At 35.5% G+C, this 17,106-nt stretch carries 18 protein-coding genes; 8 read left to right on the top strand and 10 right to left on the bottom strand.

Features of this window, described 5'->3' with window-relative positions; translation table 11 throughout:
• Positions 1-17: 17 nt before the first annotated feature.
• The 6 genes from GHD00_RS01185 to GHD00_RS01160 form a co-directional block, all read right to left on the bottom strand.
• Entirely contained in the window at positions 18-1,634 is a 1,617-nt protein-coding gene (locus tag GHD00_RS01185) for a GMC oxidoreductase (RefSeq protein WP_163536260.1), read from the bottom strand.
• A gap of 296 nt (positions 1,635-1,930) precedes the next feature.
• Positions 1,931-2,491, bottom strand: coding sequence for a CBO0543 family protein (locus GHD00_RS01180; RefSeq protein WP_163536259.1), 561 nt, complete (start codon positions 2,489-2,491; stop codon positions 1,931-1,933).
• A 234-nt stretch (positions 2,492-2,725) separates the two neighbouring features.
• Positions 2,726-3,181, bottom strand: coding sequence for a CBO0543 family protein (locus GHD00_RS01175; RefSeq protein WP_163536258.1), 456 nt, complete (start codon positions 3,179-3,181; stop codon positions 2,726-2,728).
• 61 nt (positions 3,182-3,242) lie between these two features.
• The gene (locus tag GHD00_RS01170) at positions 3,243-3,722 is read right to left on the bottom strand and encodes a hypothetical protein (protein WP_163536257.1); all 480 of its coding nucleotides are present in this window, start codon (positions 3,720-3,722) and stop codon (positions 3,243-3,245) included.
• Between the two features lie 27 nt (positions 3,723-3,749).
• Entirely contained in the window at positions 3,750-4,514 is a 765-nt protein-coding gene (locus tag GHD00_RS01165) for a hypothetical protein (RefSeq protein WP_163536256.1), read from the bottom strand.
• Positions 4,511-5,290, bottom strand: coding sequence for a hypothetical protein (locus GHD00_RS01160; RefSeq protein WP_163536255.1), 780 nt, complete (start codon positions 5,288-5,290; stop codon positions 4,511-4,513). Before GHD00_RS01160 ends, GHD00_RS01165 begins: the two co-directional genes overlap by 4 nt.
• A gap of 354 nt (positions 5,291-5,644) precedes the next feature.
• On the opposite strand from GHD00_RS01160, the gene GHD00_RS01155 reads away from it, so the two are divergent.
• A complete protein-coding gene (locus GHD00_RS01155) occupies positions 5,645-5,755 on the top strand; it encodes a YjcZ family sporulation protein (protein WP_163536254.1) in 111 nt (36 codons plus the stop codon).
• Between the two features lie 200 nt (positions 5,756-5,955).
• On the opposite strand, the gene GHD00_RS01150 is transcribed toward GHD00_RS01155, so the two are convergent.
• The gene (locus GHD00_RS01150; RefSeq protein WP_163536253.1) at positions 5,956-6,834 is read right to left on the bottom strand and encodes an aldo/keto reductase; all 879 of its coding nucleotides are present in this window, start codon (positions 6,832-6,834) and stop codon (positions 5,956-5,958) included.
• Positions 6,835-6,850: 16 nt separating this feature from the next.
• Entirely contained in the window at positions 6,851-7,828 is a 978-nt protein-coding gene (locus GHD00_RS01145; RefSeq protein WP_163536252.1) for an aldo/keto reductase, read from the bottom strand.
• Positions 7,829-8,288: 460 nt separating this feature from the next.
• On the opposite strand from GHD00_RS01145, the gene GHD00_RS20880 reads away from it, so the two are divergent.
• From GHD00_RS20880 to GHD00_RS01125, 4 genes are all read left to right on the top strand, one after another.
• Entirely contained in the window at positions 8,289-8,870 is a 582-nt protein-coding gene (locus tag GHD00_RS20880; protein ID WP_205600689.1) for a phosphatase PAP2 family protein, read from the top strand.
• Positions 8,871-9,047: 177 nt separating this feature from the next.
• Positions 9,048-9,554, top strand: a complete 507-nt coding sequence (locus GHD00_RS01135; RefSeq protein ID WP_163536251.1) for a CBO0543 family protein — start codon at positions 9,048-9,050, stop codon at positions 9,552-9,554.
• A gap of 35 nt (positions 9,555-9,589) precedes the next feature.
• Positions 9,590-10,144 (top strand): CBO0543 family protein, encoded by a 555-nt coding sequence (locus GHD00_RS01130; RefSeq protein WP_163536250.1) that lies wholly within the window; start codon positions 9,590-9,592, stop codon positions 10,142-10,144.
• Positions 10,145-10,283: 139 nt separating this feature from the next.
• Positions 10,284-10,778, top strand: coding sequence for a CBO0543 family protein (locus GHD00_RS01125; RefSeq protein WP_163536249.1), 495 nt, complete (start codon positions 10,284-10,286; stop codon positions 10,776-10,778).
• A gap of 403 nt (positions 10,779-11,181) precedes the next feature.
• Here the strand turns inward: GHD00_RS01125 and GHD00_RS01120 are convergent, their stop codons facing one another.
• Both GHD00_RS01120 and GHD00_RS01115 read right to left on the bottom strand, forming a co-directional pair.
• Entirely contained in the window at positions 11,182-12,030 is an 849-nt protein-coding gene (locus GHD00_RS01120; RefSeq protein ID WP_163536248.1) for a VanW family protein, read from the bottom strand.
• 1,092 nt (positions 12,031-13,122) lie between these two features.
• Entirely contained in the window at positions 13,123-14,130 is a 1,008-nt protein-coding gene (locus tag GHD00_RS01115; protein WP_163536247.1) for a DUF3231 family protein, read from the bottom strand.
• A gap of 336 nt (positions 14,131-14,466) precedes the next feature.
• Here GHD00_RS01115 and GHD00_RS01110 point away from each other — a divergent pair, with 336 nt between their 5' ends.
• The 3 genes from GHD00_RS01110 (at position 14,467) to eutH (ending at position 16,859) form a co-directional block, all read left to right on the top strand.
• A complete protein-coding gene (locus tag GHD00_RS01110; RefSeq protein WP_163536246.1) occupies positions 14,467-14,691 on the top strand; it encodes a DUF3892 domain-containing protein in 225 nt (74 codons plus the stop codon).
• A 257-nt stretch (positions 14,692-14,948) separates the two neighbouring features.
• The gene (locus tag GHD00_RS01105; RefSeq protein WP_240468554.1) at positions 14,949-15,518 is read left to right on the top strand and encodes a CBO0543 family protein; all 570 of its coding nucleotides are present in this window, start codon (positions 14,949-14,951) and stop codon (positions 15,516-15,518) included.
• Positions 15,519-15,761: 243 nt separating this feature from the next.
• A complete protein-coding gene (eutH, locus tag GHD00_RS01100; RefSeq protein WP_163536244.1) occupies positions 15,762-16,859 on the top strand; it encodes an ethanolamine utilization protein EutH in 1,098 nt (365 codons plus the stop codon).
• The last annotated feature ends 247 nt before the right edge of the window (positions 16,860-17,106 follow it).

Here is a 17,106-nt window from a genome sequence, read left to right as displayed (position 1 = left end):
CTTTTTCTTAACGGTAATTAATCCAATTTCCGGGTAATATAATCCGCCGTACGAATCGCTAGGGCTACTGTAGTTAATGTCGGGTTGGCAGCTCCTGTGTTTGGCAAAATGCTGTTGTCAGCAACATAGAGTCCAGACACATGGTGGACTTGACCATAGCGGTTCGTTGCTGAAGTGGATGGGTCATCCCCCATGCGACACGTCCCCATAGTGTGATAAGCACTACCAGGAGCGCTTAAGCAAGTTTTAGGTGGACTGGTTGCTCCTATGGAATTAGCAGCTTTATTTATACTATAGTTCAATTCAGAAATGATAGATTTATCTTTGGCGCTATAGGCAAAATGAACCTGGAATTCTGGAACACCGTACTTATCCCTTCTGTAAGGATTTAGAAAAAGCATGTTTTCATATCGGGGTTCTACCTTTCCAAAATTATGTGACTCCACTACAGGCTCTGCTAATTTATTCTGAGTTTTATCTCCCTCTAATATCTCAATCTGTAATTGGTATGGACGGTTTTCTGTTTGTGGAATGAACAGGTCAACCATTCCTGAATGACTCTGAGCATCGTTTAGTGGTCGCGATACTTGATAACTTGATTTTAAATAAGAATGAATAGTTAAATAATGTCCAATTGCCTCTCCTTTAATTCCTGAAGATAGTAAAAGACGCGGAGTTTCAAAAGCGCTCGCAGAAAGGATGATGTTTTTTGCTTTTAATGTATAAGATTTCATTTCAGGTGTCATCACTTTAATTCCGGTGGCTTTTCCTTGCTCAGTAAAAATTTTTACAGCTCTGGCATTAACTGCTAAGTCAAACGGTCTCTGAATTAATGCTGAAGCCAAAAATGATATGGAACTGAAATTTACAACAGGTCCATACTTGACCGGTTCTAGATTCAGTGCGCGTGGATTAATTGATGCTTCAGGAAAACCATTCTCCCAAAGACGTGTTAAGTAAGTATAGGAAAGAGGATCCGTCGGCTTTGAAACAGTCATCATCTGCTCAGCGATATTATAATAAAGTTCTAATTCTTTTTTATCTATTGGATAATTGTCCCATTCATCAGCAAACATGCGGGGACTGGTACGTCCCCAAAACAAGGTTCGTCCTCCAAGAGCAATCACATCTCTTGCACCAGGTAAGTCGGGAAGAAACTGGCCAATAGGTCTCGATATTTTAGGGTTAAAAAAATAGTTATCCCACCTTCCAGTTAACGTTGGAAGGTTGCTGGCATGGGTTTGTAGTAGGATCGGTCCTGCTTCCACGACACCAATCTTCTTGTCGGTGTTCCATAGTTGTTCACATAACCTCCAGGTTGCCGCACCGCCCCCAGCTCCGGTACCAACGACGATCACATCATAATCCGTTTGTGCCATTTCATCTAATGGAGTTAGAGGGATAAAATAATCTTGGAATTCTTCAGGTACTTGATGGGGGCAAGGAGGAAGAAGGGTATGCTTTCTTCTAGGCACTCTTTGAGGAGGAGAGGGGATATTTACTTTTTTCTTGCCAATATCTACATCAGTACTGGGGATGTGCGGATTGATAGAGAGGAGTCTTTCTAATTCGATACCGGACTTGTTCGCTATTGTACGGAGTGTATCTCCGTTCGCTGCCACATAACTTCTCATTATGTTCTCATCCTTTTACAAAAATATTTATCCGCATCAACGGGCATTAAAGTCATCCCTCGAAAGCTTTAGAGAGTCTAAAGCGAAATGGCCTGTAATGCCCGATTAGTATAGAAAAATAATCGACACTGATACTGATAGTATGTATATGAATAATGCTACTGTTTATGAGGTGAAAAGGGATGGACAAGAAAATAAATGTGGCGAAAGTATCCATTTTTGGTTCTTGCGTTTTAGATTTTAAGGATACAGTCCTTGCAAAAATTTACAAATACCCTCATAACTTTACTGTCGTACTAATTAGATACCTGTTTAAAGTTTTTACGCTTACTCAAAAAGTGACTAATCAAATACAACAGAAAGAAAATTGGAAACGAATAATAGTGTTGCCAATGCACTGGTTGATATAGTCCTATCCAAACAAAAAGGGGTTCCACGGCAAAAGCTGTTATTCCACTAAATAATAATCCTTTGGTAAATGGGTTTACCTGTGGTTTCCACTCAATTAATAACATAACAGATACAGGAATAAGGGTAATATCCCATGGGACGAACGCAGGAATGAAAGGAATCACATCGTAATAATAAAACCATAAACCTGATTTTGTTCCGATAAAATCTAGAAATGTAGAGAATATCATTAGAAAAAAACCAACAAATAATAAGCGGTTAGAGCTTTCTTTATTTCGAAAAAAAATCCATAGAAGCCATGGTACAATCGTTAAAGTGACACCAATCCACCAATGCCCAGTAAAAACAACATGTTCTCGCCAAATATCTAACTTTAAATCTTGAGTATTATTCATTAACTCAATAACACTATTTAAGTCCTCTTTATAATCTTTAGGTGGCTTCATGATTCTCATCATCCCTCCTTTCCCTTATCATTACGAACACTGAGTGCTTTATTTCGAAAAAAAAGCTGTTTTGAAGCGGGTTGCGGACATCAGGTACGTTATATGCTCAAAACCTTGGGAAAACAAATACCTTTTTACTTAATAAAGGAACCAATGTCCGTTAGCAATCTGAAAACGCCTCTTTTCCCACAAATAAAGGAACGTATGTCCACTTAGGACCTATCCATAAATAGTCTATTTCTCCTTCCAACACAATCCCTTTCTAATAAAGTAAAAATGCCATCTAAAAAAGGGGATTGCTGCCAGGTAAAATAAAGCGGAGTACCAAAGGGTCCAATTTTTATAGGTTAAGTATCCAAAAACAATTGTTAACCATTCGTAAAAGGTAGAAAAGGCTACCCAAACAAGCCAGTAAATGATAAAATGACTTCTTCTTTCAGGCATATAATTTAAAAAGATAATTCCGTACATCGGTGCCATTATAACCTTTATTAATAATACTTCAAGGCTAATTTCTTCGCCGCCACCAAAATAATACAAATCCATAATGTTTCCAAAAATAGCGTCAGATATGATTTCTATATAGGAGACAGTAAAAAAAATAATATAGATCTCTGTTCTAGTTAAACGTTTGGGCATAAACCAAGCAATAATAACTAAAAGTATGGTTACAATCGTTACGAATAGCAATTACCCAAACCTCCTTTGTACAAGGTAAAGCTTCTTTTATCAATATAATGTTACCCCGATCTTAATTTTTTGGCTGTACCCCTTCATCTTTTAGTTTAGCGACGCCTAACGCCATATTGTCCCAAAGAATACCTTCCACCATCTCTCTTTGATCATCGGTACAATGTATCATAAGAAACACTTCTGTTTCGCTGCTTTGTTTTATTGCCTTTTTGTTTTGTTTTTTCACAAACAACATTTTCAGCAAATAACCTAACAAAAGCCCGGCTATGAGTCCGATAAGTCCCCACAAAATGGGTCCCCATTCTAACACCATTCCGTAAATGGCTCCTAAAAGCATACCACATGTACCAAGCACTGCTGCTACATCAAACAAGCTGAATCCATCAGCTCGGTGAATGGTATCAAATAATTTTCTTTTTTCTGTTCTCTTATCAAGTGGTATCGCAAGGATTTGACTTTTGGTTATTTCTTCCTGTTCTAAAGCTGAGATTGCTAACTCCAAAGAAGTGGATTGTTCAAAGGATGCAATGATGTACATATATCCTCATCCTTTCTCTTTGTTTCATCATATCGGCATTTTAAATCCATTTTTTTGATAATTGTCTCTTAACCATTTGGACTGTTCTTTTTCAAATAAATTATTGTATTCCACCGCAGAAACATAACAACTATAAATCTGAAATCCGTAAATTGCAGGAACATAAAGAAACCATTGCATATTTATAATCTCTTTCGCATGAATAAAATCGCCAATGAATGTTAAGTGTATGGCCTGCAAGCCATGTGAAAAATACATGATAACAATCGTCCAAGCAACAAAAAACAAACCTATAATGATTTTATGCAAGTACAATTTACCGAGTCCTGGCATGAAAGAGGACCATGCTGCGGCTGCCCATGGATTACGCTTATCTAGATAGTTCAGATCCCATGTTTTAATAATAAACGGTTTAATAGGTGCGTCTTCTCGGTCAGCTAGAATATATCGTTTATTCATGTCCACCGTTCCTCGATAAGCCTCCCATGCCGAATATACATATACTGCAATATAAAGAAGCAGCCACCTCGTATCAATGACGTGCTTAGCTAAATGGAAATTACCTGTGAAGGAGTGCCACATTGCGAGATTGATTTTTGCGCAATTATTGACAAGTACCCCCCATAAAATAAGAATTAATCCTTTGATTTTTCGATCTTGCAATAGATTCCCTAATCCTGGAGCGAGGAAAGACCACAATGCAACAAGGTAAGGGTTTCTTAAATGGAGTTGATTCGTGGTGAATTCAGACAGATAAGCCCTTGAATATCGTGAAAAAGCATTTTGCTTCATAACCGTACACCTCTCATTGGCTTTTGGAAGTCGAGACGTTGATAATTGGCACGCAAATATCTCGACTGTGCTTTTTTAGTTAGTTTGTTATATTCGACACTAGTTATGTAGGAATCGTGAATCACAAAGCCATAAATGGATGGAAGGTACATGAGCCACTGCATGTTCACAATGGATGTTGCTAGTCCGAAATTTCCAGTAAACGTATAATGTACGGCTGGTAATGTCTTTGATATATAAATCACTAAGATTGTCCATGCAATGAAAAATAGCCCTGTCATGACCTTATGAACATATAAATGACCCAATCCAGGTGATAGAACAGAAAGTACAGTAGCCAACCAAGGGCTTCTCTTGTCTAAATAATTGGTGTCGAGCGTTTTAATGGTAAAAGGGTTTATTAAAACATCTTCTCGGTCAGCTAGAATGTATTGTTTATTTAAATCCACTGCCCCGCGATAACTATCCCAGAGCGCATAAACATATAACGCAACATACAAAAGAAACCATCGAGTGTTAATGACTTGTATGGCCATATCAAATTGTCCTAGTAAGCTATACATGATAGAAAGGTTAATCCTGGAATTTGTATTTATAATCAACTCCCAGCAAATGAGAATCAGTCCTTTCGCCACTCTGCCTTGCATAAGAGTGCCACAACCAGGAAATGCAAAAGACCAGAAGGCAACAATCCAAGGATTTTTTAAATGAAGCAGTGTTGTTCCGAATTCAGAAATATACGCTCTTTGACGCCGAACAGCTGTATTTTCTATCAAGTAAGTCCACACTCCAAAATATATTTTCTAAGTATTATTTACTTTGGTGCCAATATTATGTGTTTCTTTATCATCAATTGAGAATAGATTTAAGACCATAACAGAGCTTGAACATAGTTTTGGAAAATCGTTGGAAAGGAAAGAGAATCGACTTAAAGTCAGTCAATTCGTATGGTGTATGAAATAAACTCTTGCCGTTTCAAAAGTACATTCTTTACATAACTTAAAGTATTATCCTCTACGTATTGATGAGTCATTAGCAAAAAAGGCTGTTTATCTGTTTTATATGTCTACCCACTTCCTGTTATTTTGCATACACTTTAGTAGCCTCGAAAAAAAGGGGGTGCTAAAGTTATGAGTGGAGGATATGGTCATGGTGCAGGATTTGCGTTGATTGTTGTGTTGTTTATCCTTCTTATCATCGTCGGAACGTCATACGTTGGTGGCGGATACGGTGGTTATTAATCACCTATTCCATGAAGCAGATCTTTCATGATCTGCTTCATGTTGAATTTTAAAATGCATGGTATATACATAATTTGCTCGAATGTACAATTAGACAAATATATTGGGCTATTTTTCCATACTTTGGCCCATATTTGTTAATTTAGAAAAAATGCTATAAAAAAAGGTTATCCCATAATGAGATAACCTACTTAAAATTATTAATCAATGGACGTTGGTGCACCAAAGATCGTCGTATATTCCGGAATGTTGGTTAAAATACGCTCCGCTTCTTCATCATTCATGGAACCATATCTCTCCACAGCATCGACAATTTTAGGGAACAAATGGACATCCCCAGCGCTTGCAAAACCAGCTAATCCTGGGAAGGAAAGGATAAAGTGGACACATGCATCGATCATTTCTTGTTGATCGAATGGCTCATACCAAGTAGCATAACGCCGCTCTTGCTCTTCTTGCCATGGCTTTTTGGCGATTGCTTTAATCGCCCTTACCGCTGCATTCTGTTTATTCGCTTCTTCCATTAAGGCATCGAAAGCTTCTCTATATTCTGGCAATGAATACATATAATAATTTAACGGCAGTAATACAGTCGCAAACGGGAATCGCTTCAATGCCTCTAAATGCGTAACAGGCGCTTGATGTCCATGACCGGTTATGCCAATTTCGCCGACAATCCCTTCCTCTTTTGCCTCTATCGCAGCTTCTAAAGCGCCGCCTTTTGCTGTACATTTATCGAGCTCCTCGATTGTACCGACTGCATGTAATTGGATTAAATCAACAGAATCGACTTTCATTCGCTCTAAGGAACGGTAAATTTCAGCCTTTGCTTGTTCTTTTGTGCGCTGTCCTGTTTTGGTTGCTAGAAAAATATCGTTGCGAACCTTACTAATAATCGGACCTAAACGTATTTCGGCATCACCGTAATCTGCTGCTGTATCAAAATGATTGATTCCATGATCTAATGCGTAGGTGATCGACTTATCTGCTTCTTCCTGTGTCACATTTCCTAAACTCGCGGCACCAAACATTACGGCAGAACCTTCATAATCGATTCGGCCAATTTTTCTTTTTAACATATATAAAACACTCCTTCTATGGTTTGGTTATTTCTTCTGAACGGTCTGTAGCTGGAGGTGGTGTAATTGACAGCTTAGAAATTTCATTACGCTGCTCTTCCGTCATGTCCATTTCCAATGCTGCAAGAGACGGCTTCAGCTGCTCAAGGTTCCTGGCACCGATAATTGGTGCAGTCACACCAGGGTGAGATTTTGCCCATGCTACTGCTAGTGTTGCAGGATGGACTCCTTGTTCTTCTGCATATTGCATGAAGCGTTCAGAAATATCAAAATTGCTCTGATCACCGTAGCGGCGACGATAACCATCTTGTTCTACTAATCTACCATTACTAGGTTTTTGTTTTGCATTATATTTTCCTGTTAGCAATCCACCGCCAAGCGGACTATAGGAAATGACGCCTACATTCTCTGATTGAGCCAATGGTAAAATTTCAACCTCAGCTTGGCGTTTGACTAGGTTGTACATCGGTTGAATGCATTCAAAACGGGCTAAACTTTCTTTTGCAGAAATCCCTAGAGCTTTCGCAATCTGCCAAGCGGCCCAGTTACTAACTGCAGGATAGAGAATTTTCCCTTGTTTTTGAAGGTCATCAAGTGCTCGTAAAGTTTCTTCTATTGGTGTGTCAGGATCAAAGGCATGGAGAAAATAAAATTCAATCCGGTCTGTTTTTAACCTTCTTAAACTATCTTCTACTGCCATCATCATGTGCCTGCGTGATAATCCTTTATTATTGATGCCATTATTCATTGCTCCGTAAACCTTTGTTGTTAAGATGATATCATCCCGACAGTCCGCGATACATTTTCCTAGAATCTCTTCCGCTAAGCCATTGTTGTAAACATTGGCACAATCAAAAAAGTTAATGCCCATCTCTCGACACCGATTGAACATAGCGAATGATGTTTCTTCATCAGCAATTCCTCCAAATGACATCGTGCCAAAACAAAGATTAGAAACTTTAATACCAGTCCTGCCTATGGTTTGATATTCCATGCAATATTTCTCCTCTCACGATTGTAAAACTCGATTCATACTGCTGCTTTTAACATTACCCATCTCTGTAAAAGCGTTTTCAGTTATTAGTATTTTTCTTGTTGCATGTTACACCGTACCTTACGCTTTTTAATAACGCTTACAAAAAATAACTATGACACTACTATACTAAATCTAAATAGAAACAACGAATGTAATGCTCAGCTTCTAAGTATAGTGTTTTCATGGTAATCTTTGTATTTTACGGATAACTGTCAGAGTAAGTGAAGGCACTTTTGGACTGTTAGCTCTAAAACACGAGAAGGTAAGCCCTATACTAAGAATCAAATGGAACCGTCGTATCAAATACTTTTTTAAAAAAGAACGAAAATTATTCCTATGATGCGATAGAATTGAATATATTTTGTGCCTATAACATACCTTTAACAAACAACATATCAGTAAAAGGAGGGGGGATGTAATGGTAAGAAAGAGAAGGTTAAAACCAATTCAACGCAAGTTAAAAAAAGAAAAGCGTTCTTGTGAAGTGGGGCCTTTATCTTCACAAGTGCGTAGGATAAAGAACATGAAAATTCGAGAAAGAAGTGTGTTAAATCAGCACAGATTTTCATATTCTGTAAACCATCCTTGTAACGGTGATGAAGACATATATGAAAATAAAATTGGAAGCTTTTCTAAAGCATTACCCCACTATCCTGCAGGACACTCATGTGTGGCAGAGGCTGCAGTTACAATGTTAAAAGCGTTCTTTGATGAGTCGTATGTCATTCCTAACCTTGTAGATGCTAGCTCTGATGGCACTTCATTACAACCTTACGAAGGAGCCCTTTTAAAGGTGGGAGGGGAGTTAGACAAACTAGCTGCCAATATTGCCTTTGGCCGTGATACAGCGGGGGTACATTGGCGTTCTGATGGAATGGAGGGATTAAAACTAGGGGAGAAAGTATCAATTGAAATTCTTAAAGAATATAAGGGAACCTACAATGAAGACTTTAATGGGTTTTCATTAACTAAATTTGATGGGGAAGAAATAAACATTTAAAATTATGTTTAATTTAAAAGAAACACTAGAATGGGGCTTATAATTAAGTCTCTTTTTTTTGATGTACTAATGAACACCACAATATGAGGATTTTCAATGATAATTCAACTTCTTAAGAATTTAAAGTGAATTTTTTGGGGAAGATAAAATATCAATAACCTTTGAAGGATTGGTTTTATGTATGTTTTTATCAATATTTTATATTTTTTAGCAGGATTGAAGTGGGGTGATTGGAGGCACTGGAGACAGTATTATCCGACCATTCTATTTTTTATAACTGGAGATTTTTTATATAACTTTCTACTCTATAAAGAATCAATGTGGTTATTTCATGATTTAATCTTACCCAACCATACCACCATTACCATTTTAGCTATGTTGGTGTCTTACTGTGCTACCGTCTTAATATATTTAGGCAAGTACCCAAATGGATGGAAAAAACGTTCTTTGTGGTTTTTATTATGGGTAGGAATATATTTTAGTATTGAGTATTTTAATAATCAGCTAGGGTTTATTACATACCATAATGGATGGAATTTGTGGTGGTCTGCTTTATTTACAGGTGTTATTTTTATTATTTTACCGATTCATCACAAACGGCCTCTGTTAGCTTGGCTCTTGTCTAGTATCATTATCCTATCGTTACTCAATATCTTTGATGTGAACATAAGTGATATGAAGTAGATGATATAATATAATCGTAAAAAGGAATAGATAATATGACTGAAAAATATCCCACTTTCGAGCAGGTACGCAATGCCCACCAACAATTGAATGATATGAAGTTAGAATATTGGTTATCACATAATTTGTTTACTTTTCAATGGTGGTTGCTTTTATGTGTGCTTTTTATTCCTTGGATCATTTGGTGGAGGTTTGTAGATAAAAGCAGGTTACACCAAATACTGTTATTTGGAGCATTATTAACGATACTTGTTGTAATGTTGGATGATTTTGGGGTAGAACAACATCTTTGGTCCTATCCATATCAATTGTTAAACATTATGCCAAGATTAATTGCCATTGACCAAGGAATACTAGTTGTTGCTCATATGTCCTTATATCAGTATTTTCCTAAATGGAAAACGTTTATTGCCGCTAATACTGTTATGGCGATAATCTTTACATTTATTTTTGAACCATTAACGGTTTGGCTGGGAATCTATGAATTAGAAAATTGGCGCTATATATATTCTTTACCTATATATATTATAAAGGCGGTTTTTATCAAGTGGTTAGTGGATGAAGTAATTCTGACAAAGACAGTAAAATGATTTCATTAATGGGTAACGATTGCTCCAAAAGAGAGCAGTCGTTTTTTGAATTCAATTTTACAAATTTTACAATAAAAATACTTAAAATGGAACATACTAGATAAAGTCTACATTTTGATCCATAAGAAGGGATATATTTATGCATCTTGTTTTATCAATTGGACTTATCATCGTTTCATTTCGCTGGGGGGATTGGGGAAATTGGGGGAGATACTATCCAACATTGCTATATATGGCACTTTTCACTTGTTTATATGAATACATATCACATGAGCACTTTCACCTATGGGATTTTGAAAAACATTTTCTTCATAAAAGTATCGCTCATGCCCTACATATATTTATTATTAATCCATTATTGACTTTTGTGTTTTTATCGAATTATCAAAACCAAAAGCTCATGAAACAGATTTACTATATGTTGAAATGGATTATTATTTTAACTGTATTAGAAGGAATTATGGTTTATTTTCATGCTTTAACTCATTATAATAATTGGAACTTGTGGTGGTCGTTTATTTTTTATATGGTGATGCTCCCTATGCTTCGTCTTCATTTTCTAAAACCTAAATTAGCTTTAATTCTTTCTGTTTTATGTACCATTTTTTATTTATTTGTTTTCGATTACATATAATAAGGTAATGTACAAGGATGAATAATCATGTATTTAAAAGAGCAAGTGAGAAATAAGTATGAACTAATTGTTGAGACAAATGAAGAAATGGTCAGTACAAGGAAAACAATTTCTGACATTGATTGAACAACAATTACGTTCCTTATTTAGAGATTAGGACCAAATGGACGATTGAGGAATGGCTCGTTTGGTCGGTAAATGAATTTTACGATCAAAAACAAGTTTTCCAGGATATGAAGTGGTCGTAAAAAGTCTTTCATTTGTACAGGGGTTGGCATTCATTTTAAGTACGTGAGTAAAACTCAATTTTAGTAGACACCTCTTTTTTAGCTGTTCTATTGTGTTCATACAGCATCTATGATAATTTATTAAAGCATGAAACAGGACGGTCATTTAACGATCTTCAATACATATCCGCTTCATCTTCATACTCTAAAAGTGGATTATACATCATAAGAGCGTGGTTTTCCGTAATATATTCATCATCAATCATTTCCTTTTGACCATTAAAAACTTTACGGTAAATCGTGTTATGTCGTACATAGCTGCCCCAATGCTCGTGAGTTATTTTATGTTCTTTTTCATAGACTTCATAAGTCATGGTTTCAGGTGTCAATGTTTTCCATTCTCCAACCAAATGGTTCTCAGTCACATTTAAACAAAGCTGGAATGTATTCTTGGTGTTGTTCAAAATTTGTAAATCTAAATAATTATACACGCAAGTAGCACCACTGCCAAAAGGCTGTGTCCGCATCGAATCAGGAAAGACATCATAGCTGTGACGGTGTCGTTCTGTCACGGTTAGAGGTGTATGTAATGTAATCCAGTAGATGAGGTTGGAAAGTTGGCATAATCCTCCGCCAATTCCTGGTTGAAAAGTGCCATAATGAAGCACCATCCCTTTGGTGTACCCCTTGCGTTTTGTAGTCGGTCCGATAAGCTTCCAATAAGAAAAGGTTTCACCTGGCCTAATAATGATTCCATTGAGGTTCTTTATAGCGATTTTTAAATTAACGATTTTGTTTTCTTGATACCACATATCTACATCTTTCAGTTGCCTTCGCAGTAATGTTCGGTGTTGTTTGATTGGAAAAGGATACAGGCTGTCATCAAATGTTGAAGCATATTTTTTATCATCTGTATACCATTCGATTATTCTCTTGAGCCGGTAATATTTAGTGCCTAAGTATATTCGTAGTTTGCTTCTGTTTAGAGGTTGTAAACTTTTTGATTGCTGCCAGTTCCACTGCATAAAAAAAGCCTCCATTTTTTCTATTTCAAAACGTTACTCTTCACACCATATTAACATAAAATTCCAAATATTTTGGTAGTTGTACGACGATTTATTTTAAGAGAAAATAACTGGAATTTCATTCAGCTGATAGAAAGTAAGAGAAAAAATCTTATTTTATGAAATCTCTCATAAGGGATTATCCGTAGGAACTGCGGGAATAGCCTAATCATAAACTGGTGGTTTACACAGGAATCTCCCACTTCGAACAACCTGTAAGGGGATTTAGTGGCGATAGGTTAAAAAAAATCATCCTCTTAAGGGATGACAAAGTAAATGACTGAAAGTTTAAATTGGGAAGTTATATATCATTTTGCAGTAAATAGCTAACGAAAAAAATTATTTGGATTTTTTAATATTCGACTTTTTAGTACTAGGTTTTTGACGATCAGCATCTTTTTTAAACGCCTCCATTGCTTTGTAGTAGAGTAAAGTCAACACTTCCACCTCCTTACAGGTTTTAATTATATATATTCTTTATCCTTGCTTAAAATCCCTTTTTTTAAACATAATTTGGAATTATATAAATTTATTGTTGATAATTAACGGAGAACTACATGAAGAGCGTATTGGTAGTTTCACTATATATTCAGAATGAATCTTCGTTTAAGATAGTGATTTGGGGTTTTTAATTTTAGTATGTGGATTATCTTTGCTTTATTTGGATTAAGAGAAGAGCTTTCAAATGAATTATATTATTTTCCAACAAATAGGTGATAGAACGAAAAAGAAGTTGTTCTGACGCTAGGTTCTTCGTTCATTAAAGTAAGATGTAGAATTGCTGGTAAGAATGAAAAAATACAAAAGGGGATTAAGTATATGAAAAAAATAATGAGTATTTTTACATAATTTAGTGGAGTTTCATGACAAGTCATTTATTATTTTCAAAATCAAAAGTCCAGTCAATAAGCCTGGCAACTGGTAAAAATATTGATCTAAATAAAGGGACACCTTTCAAATATAAAGATGTCCAAATCTTAGTAAGAAGATGGGCTGCAGTAATTCTTCGATTACAGCATCCACACTGATTATGCAATTCCTTTACATACAACTTCAATCCGTTGCTAAATCCTTATGATCGGGAGCTTGAGGCGGCTGCTCCAGCCATTCGTTTTTAATCATAATTTCTGTCCCATCTTCTGCATATTCTGCACTCTCTGTTGTTAAGCGAACATAAGATACAGCCATATCTTTTCTTAAACTTGCTGCAGAAGCTGTTGCATAGTTGGATATGCTTGATGAAATTAACAAAGTTGTATGAAACATGATTAATTTATCGGAAAAAGGAGATACAGTCGCATCAGTTACTTCAAGGTCCCAAGCTGATGGAACTGGTATGTCATCATTCATTAAAATATCCTGAAACACTTTCACATGTTTTTTTGCAATTTCTGCACCTCTAGTGCAATAATCGCTAACTTTTCTCGATTTCGCTACTTGGGCAAAACCTCGTAAAAGGGCATTACCAATTAAATTTGTTTCAATATTTGCACTAGTATGAGTGATTTCAACAACATTCAATGGTCTGTTATTGAAATTCATAACGCCACCTAAGTATTTCTTTTTTTTAACAAAATCAACCGTATCAGGCGTTGAGACATAGGGTGGTCGAATAAATAATCCCTTAGCCAATAAAATGTCTGAGGTCTTATTATAGAGTTCGGTCGATGTCAGTATCGCTTGACTCAAAAAATTACGTACACCTGATTGTGCAGCAGTCGTTAATGCCACACCATTAACAGATAAACCAACTTTTGACATGTTTTTAAGATAATATAAGTAAAAGGCATCCGAATATAGGCGTGGAGCATTTGGGCTTACGTCTTCCTCTGTAAATCCAACAGGAATGGTTTCGTTAGCTTTTTTAAGTATTTCCTTACTCATTTCTAAGTTTTTCTGTGATATATCCAATGCGTATTCTAAGGTTGATTTTATGTCTGAATCATCAACATTAGCTAAAAAATACTTCATAACGCATATAGAAAAGCTGTTGTTCAGACAGGAACTCCATATAACAGAAATCTCTGATGATGTTAATCTTGGGTTATGTTCTTCTTGCATAAAAATACCCTCCAATATATAGATGATTTTATTTTTTACTAATTCATGGTATTTATTCGACACTAAATAATAAAAAGTTGATATTTTATAATGGGGAATTTATAGGTATTGTAGGTCTATAACATGAAAGATTTCTGTTGTGATAATGAGATGCAAACGTTAATAAGGCGATCGTTAAATGGGTCGTCTTTTTTTCTTTTTAAATACTGAAAATTTAGTTGCTGCAAATCAATTTGTTCAATTCTAAATAATCTGTTGCACACCGCTGTACATAGTGTCGTACCGTTATATATTTTTAAAAAAATAGGCATAATAGAAAATAAAGGAGGCGATAAAATGGCAGATCAAATTGTAGCTGTTCGAAAAAATGAAGATGGGGATATTGTAAAAATGAAATTATCATCTGGACAAGTCGTCGATTATAAACAAGCGCAACAAATGGCAGATAATAATGAGATCGAACATGTCAATACTTTTAAAGGGCGGGATGGCGATAAGCATTTGCGTAGTGATGCTGATGGTGATCCGAGCAATAACTTAGATAATTTACCACAGTTTTAACATTTACGTTGTATGCGGTGAAAGTGGCTCGTACGATGTAAACAGGAGGAAATGAGTCTATAACTTCAAAACCTTACCTATCTAGATAGGTTTTATTAGGCGATCGTATAGATCGTCTTTTTCTTTTCAAATAATCGATAAATGATTGGAAGATTATATTAAAAATAAATGAATATAAAGACCTTTAGCAAACATGTCAGAATAGTTTTAATAAGAAATCTTTTATAGCGCAAAATATCCCTTAGGAGATGATTTTTATGACCGGAAATTCTACATGGGATGAAATTGTGAAATTACGTCTTGAATTAAGAAATACAAACCTTGAATATTGGCTTAATGAAAACTTATTTACATTTTCCTGGTGGATGTTAATGATTACGGCATTTTTTTTAGCAATTCTATGGTGGTATGTTTTGGATAAATCTAAAATGCTTGAGATTGTATTGTATGGATTGTTTGTCACAACTACTGTTATTTTATTAGATATAATGGGGGTTTCCTTTGTGTTGTGGGGATATCCAAATATGCTAACACCTCTAGTTCCTCCGATAGTTGCAATAGATATCATACATATTCCATTTATATATATGTTGGTTTACCAACACTTCTTTACATGGAGGAGTTTTTTCATTGCAATAACAACCACATCGATAGTTTTTTCTTTTATCTTAGAACCTATGGCTGTCTGGGTAAGGATTTATGAAATGCATAATTGGAAGCATATTTATTCTTTACCCATTTATATTTTCATAGGTGTTTTCTTTAAATGGTTAATTTTAAAAATGAATCGAGTAACTGAGGATGGAAAATTAACAAATGGAAGATAAGTCTAATTGATGTAACGGAGGCAAGAGTTATGCAAGGCGATCATTAAATTGGTCGTCTTTTTTAGTGAGAATTTAACTATGACACAGAATCTTATTTTTTCTTGACTTTTAATAAAAATTAACCAGAGGTGGCATATTTTTCTGGTTTCACTTATAGTTGAAGCTTGGAAAGCATACATGACATATAGTTTCTAAAAAGATAGAATAGTAACTATTAAAACATCTAGCATTGGAGTAGAAGAAATGGGTATTAATGACATTATCGTTTTTATAGTTATAAGCTTTTTTTGTTTAGGAGCAATTGATAAATGTATGGGAAATAAATGGGGGTTAGGGAAGCATTTTACAGATGGGTTTATGACAATGGGATCCATCGCGCTTGCAATAGTTGGAATTATATCTTTAGCTCCAGTTCTTGCTTTAATTCTAACTCCTCTTATTACGCCTATTTATGGATTAGTAGGAGCAGACCCTGCATCATTCGCAAATACGATATTAGCTCTCGATACGGGAGGTTATGCATTAGCAACAGAAATGTCTCAAAATCCAGATGCTGAATTATTTGCATGGGTGTTTTTAGGGACAATGATGGGACCAACCCTAGTCCTTACGATTCCTGTTGGATTAGGAATGATAGAGAAAGAGGATCAACCATTCTTTGCTAAAGGGATTTTGTTAGGTATAATAACGGTGCCGTTAGGCTGTTTGGTTGGTGGAATTGTTGCACATATACCTATATTAGTTATTATTAAAAACCTTATTCCAACTATCCTATTGTCTATATTTATTTCGATTGGACTATGGAGATATACAGAGAAGATGATCTCTGGATTTTCTATATTTGCTAAGGGCATAGAAATTATTGCTATTATTGGTCTAGCAGCAATATCTGTTGAAACATTTACAGGGCTTACGGTTATTCCTAACATGACACCACTAATGGAGGGGATGGAAATTGTTGCAATGATTGCTGTTTTTCTTGCAGGAGCATTTCCATTGGTTGCCTTTATATCATTCATCTTTAAGAAACCTTTAAGGAGAATAGGGGTTTTATTAAATATAAATGAAACGTCTACAGCAGGATTAATGGCATCTTTAGCTCATAACATTCCAATGTTCTCTATTCTTAAAGACATGGATGATAGAGGAAAAGTCATTAACGTAGCCTTTGCTGTCAGTGGTGCTTTTGTGTTCGGAGCACACTTAGGATTTGTTGCAGGAGTTAATAAAGAAATTGTTTTGGCGATGATAGTAGGAAAGCTTGTAGGAGGACTAAGTGCTGTTTGCTTAGCTATTATTACAACACGAAAAACAGATAAGAGTAACAATCATGTTGGATGAGACCAGTCTATTAAAATGTTTTAAATTAAAGTTAGAGAGCATAAGTAGGTAGCAATAGAATTAACGGGTGCAAGAAGGCAATCATTAAATTGATTGTCTTTTTCTTTTTTAAAAAACAAAGATTCTCGGCTAATTTACAAGGCACTTTGGGAAAAGAGATTGACACTGTGGAGATAGAAGTTTAAAAAACTAAATGAACTGATCAAGCTTCCCGTAAAAAAGATGATCGTCATAAAATGGAAAAAAC

Source organism: Gracilibacillus sp. YIM 98692 (assembly GCF_010993965.1).
Taxonomy (GTDB): domain Bacteria; phylum Bacillota; class Bacilli; order Bacillales; family Amphibacillaceae; genus Gracilibacillus.
This window is presented reverse-complemented; position numbering and strand designations above follow the sequence as displayed.

Bases quoted from the DNA above. Each gene is read 5' to 3' on its own strand.
- GHD00_RS01110 (WP_163536246.1), top strand. From the start codon at position 14,467: ATGGCAGATCAAATTGTAGCTGTTCGAAAAAATGAAGATGGGGATATT.
- GHD00_RS01180 (WP_163536259.1), bottom strand. From the start codon at position 2,491: ATGAAGCCACCTAAAGATTATAAAGAGGACTTAAATAGTGTTATTGAG.
- GHD00_RS01105 (WP_240468554.1), top strand. From the start codon at position 14,949: ATGACCGGAAATTCTACATGGGATGAAATTGTGAAATTACGTCTTGAA.
- GHD00_RS20880 (WP_205600689.1), top strand. From the start codon at position 8,289: ATGGTAAGAAAGAGAAGGTTAAAACCAATTCAACGCAAGTTAAAAAAA.
- GHD00_RS01145 (WP_163536252.1), bottom strand. From the start codon at position 7,828: ATGGAATATCAAACCATAGGCAGGACTGGTATTAAAGTTTCTAATCTT.
- GHD00_RS01115 (WP_163536247.1), bottom strand. From the start codon at position 14,130: ATGCAAGAAGAACATAACCCAAGATTAACATCATCAGAGATTTCTGTT.
- GHD00_RS01170 (WP_163536257.1), bottom strand. From the start codon at position 3,722: ATGTACATCATTGCATCCTTTGAACAATCCACTTCTTTGGAGTTAGCA.
- GHD00_RS01125 (WP_163536249.1), top strand. From the start codon at position 10,284: ATGCATCTTGTTTTATCAATTGGACTTATCATCGTTTCATTTCGCTGG.
- GHD00_RS01135 (WP_163536251.1), top strand. From the start codon at position 9,048: ATGTATGTTTTTATCAATATTTTATATTTTTTAGCAGGATTGAAGTGG.
- GHD00_RS01155 (WP_163536254.1), top strand. From the start codon at position 5,645: ATGAGTGGAGGATATGGTCATGGTGCAGGATTTGCGTTGATTGTTGTG.
- GHD00_RS01120 (WP_163536248.1), bottom strand. From the start codon at position 12,030: ATGCAGTGGAACTGGCAGCAATCAAAAAGTTTACAACCTCTAAACAGA.
- GHD00_RS01165 (WP_163536256.1), bottom strand. From the start codon at position 4,514: ATGAAGCAAAATGCTTTTTCACGATATTCAAGGGCTTATCTGTCTGAA.
- GHD00_RS01185 (WP_163536260.1), bottom strand. From the start codon at position 1,634: ATGAGAAGTTATGTGGCAGCGAACGGAGATACACTCCGTACAATAGCG.
- GHD00_RS01150 (WP_163536253.1), bottom strand. From the start codon at position 6,834: ATGTTAAAAAGAAAAATTGGCCGAATCGATTATGAAGGTTCTGCCGTA.
- GHD00_RS01130 (WP_163536250.1), top strand. From the start codon at position 9,590: ATGACTGAAAAATATCCCACTTTCGAGCAGGTACGCAATGCCCACCAA.
- eutH (WP_163536244.1), top strand. From the start codon at position 15,762: ATGGGTATTAATGACATTATCGTTTTTATAGTTATAAGCTTTTTTTGT.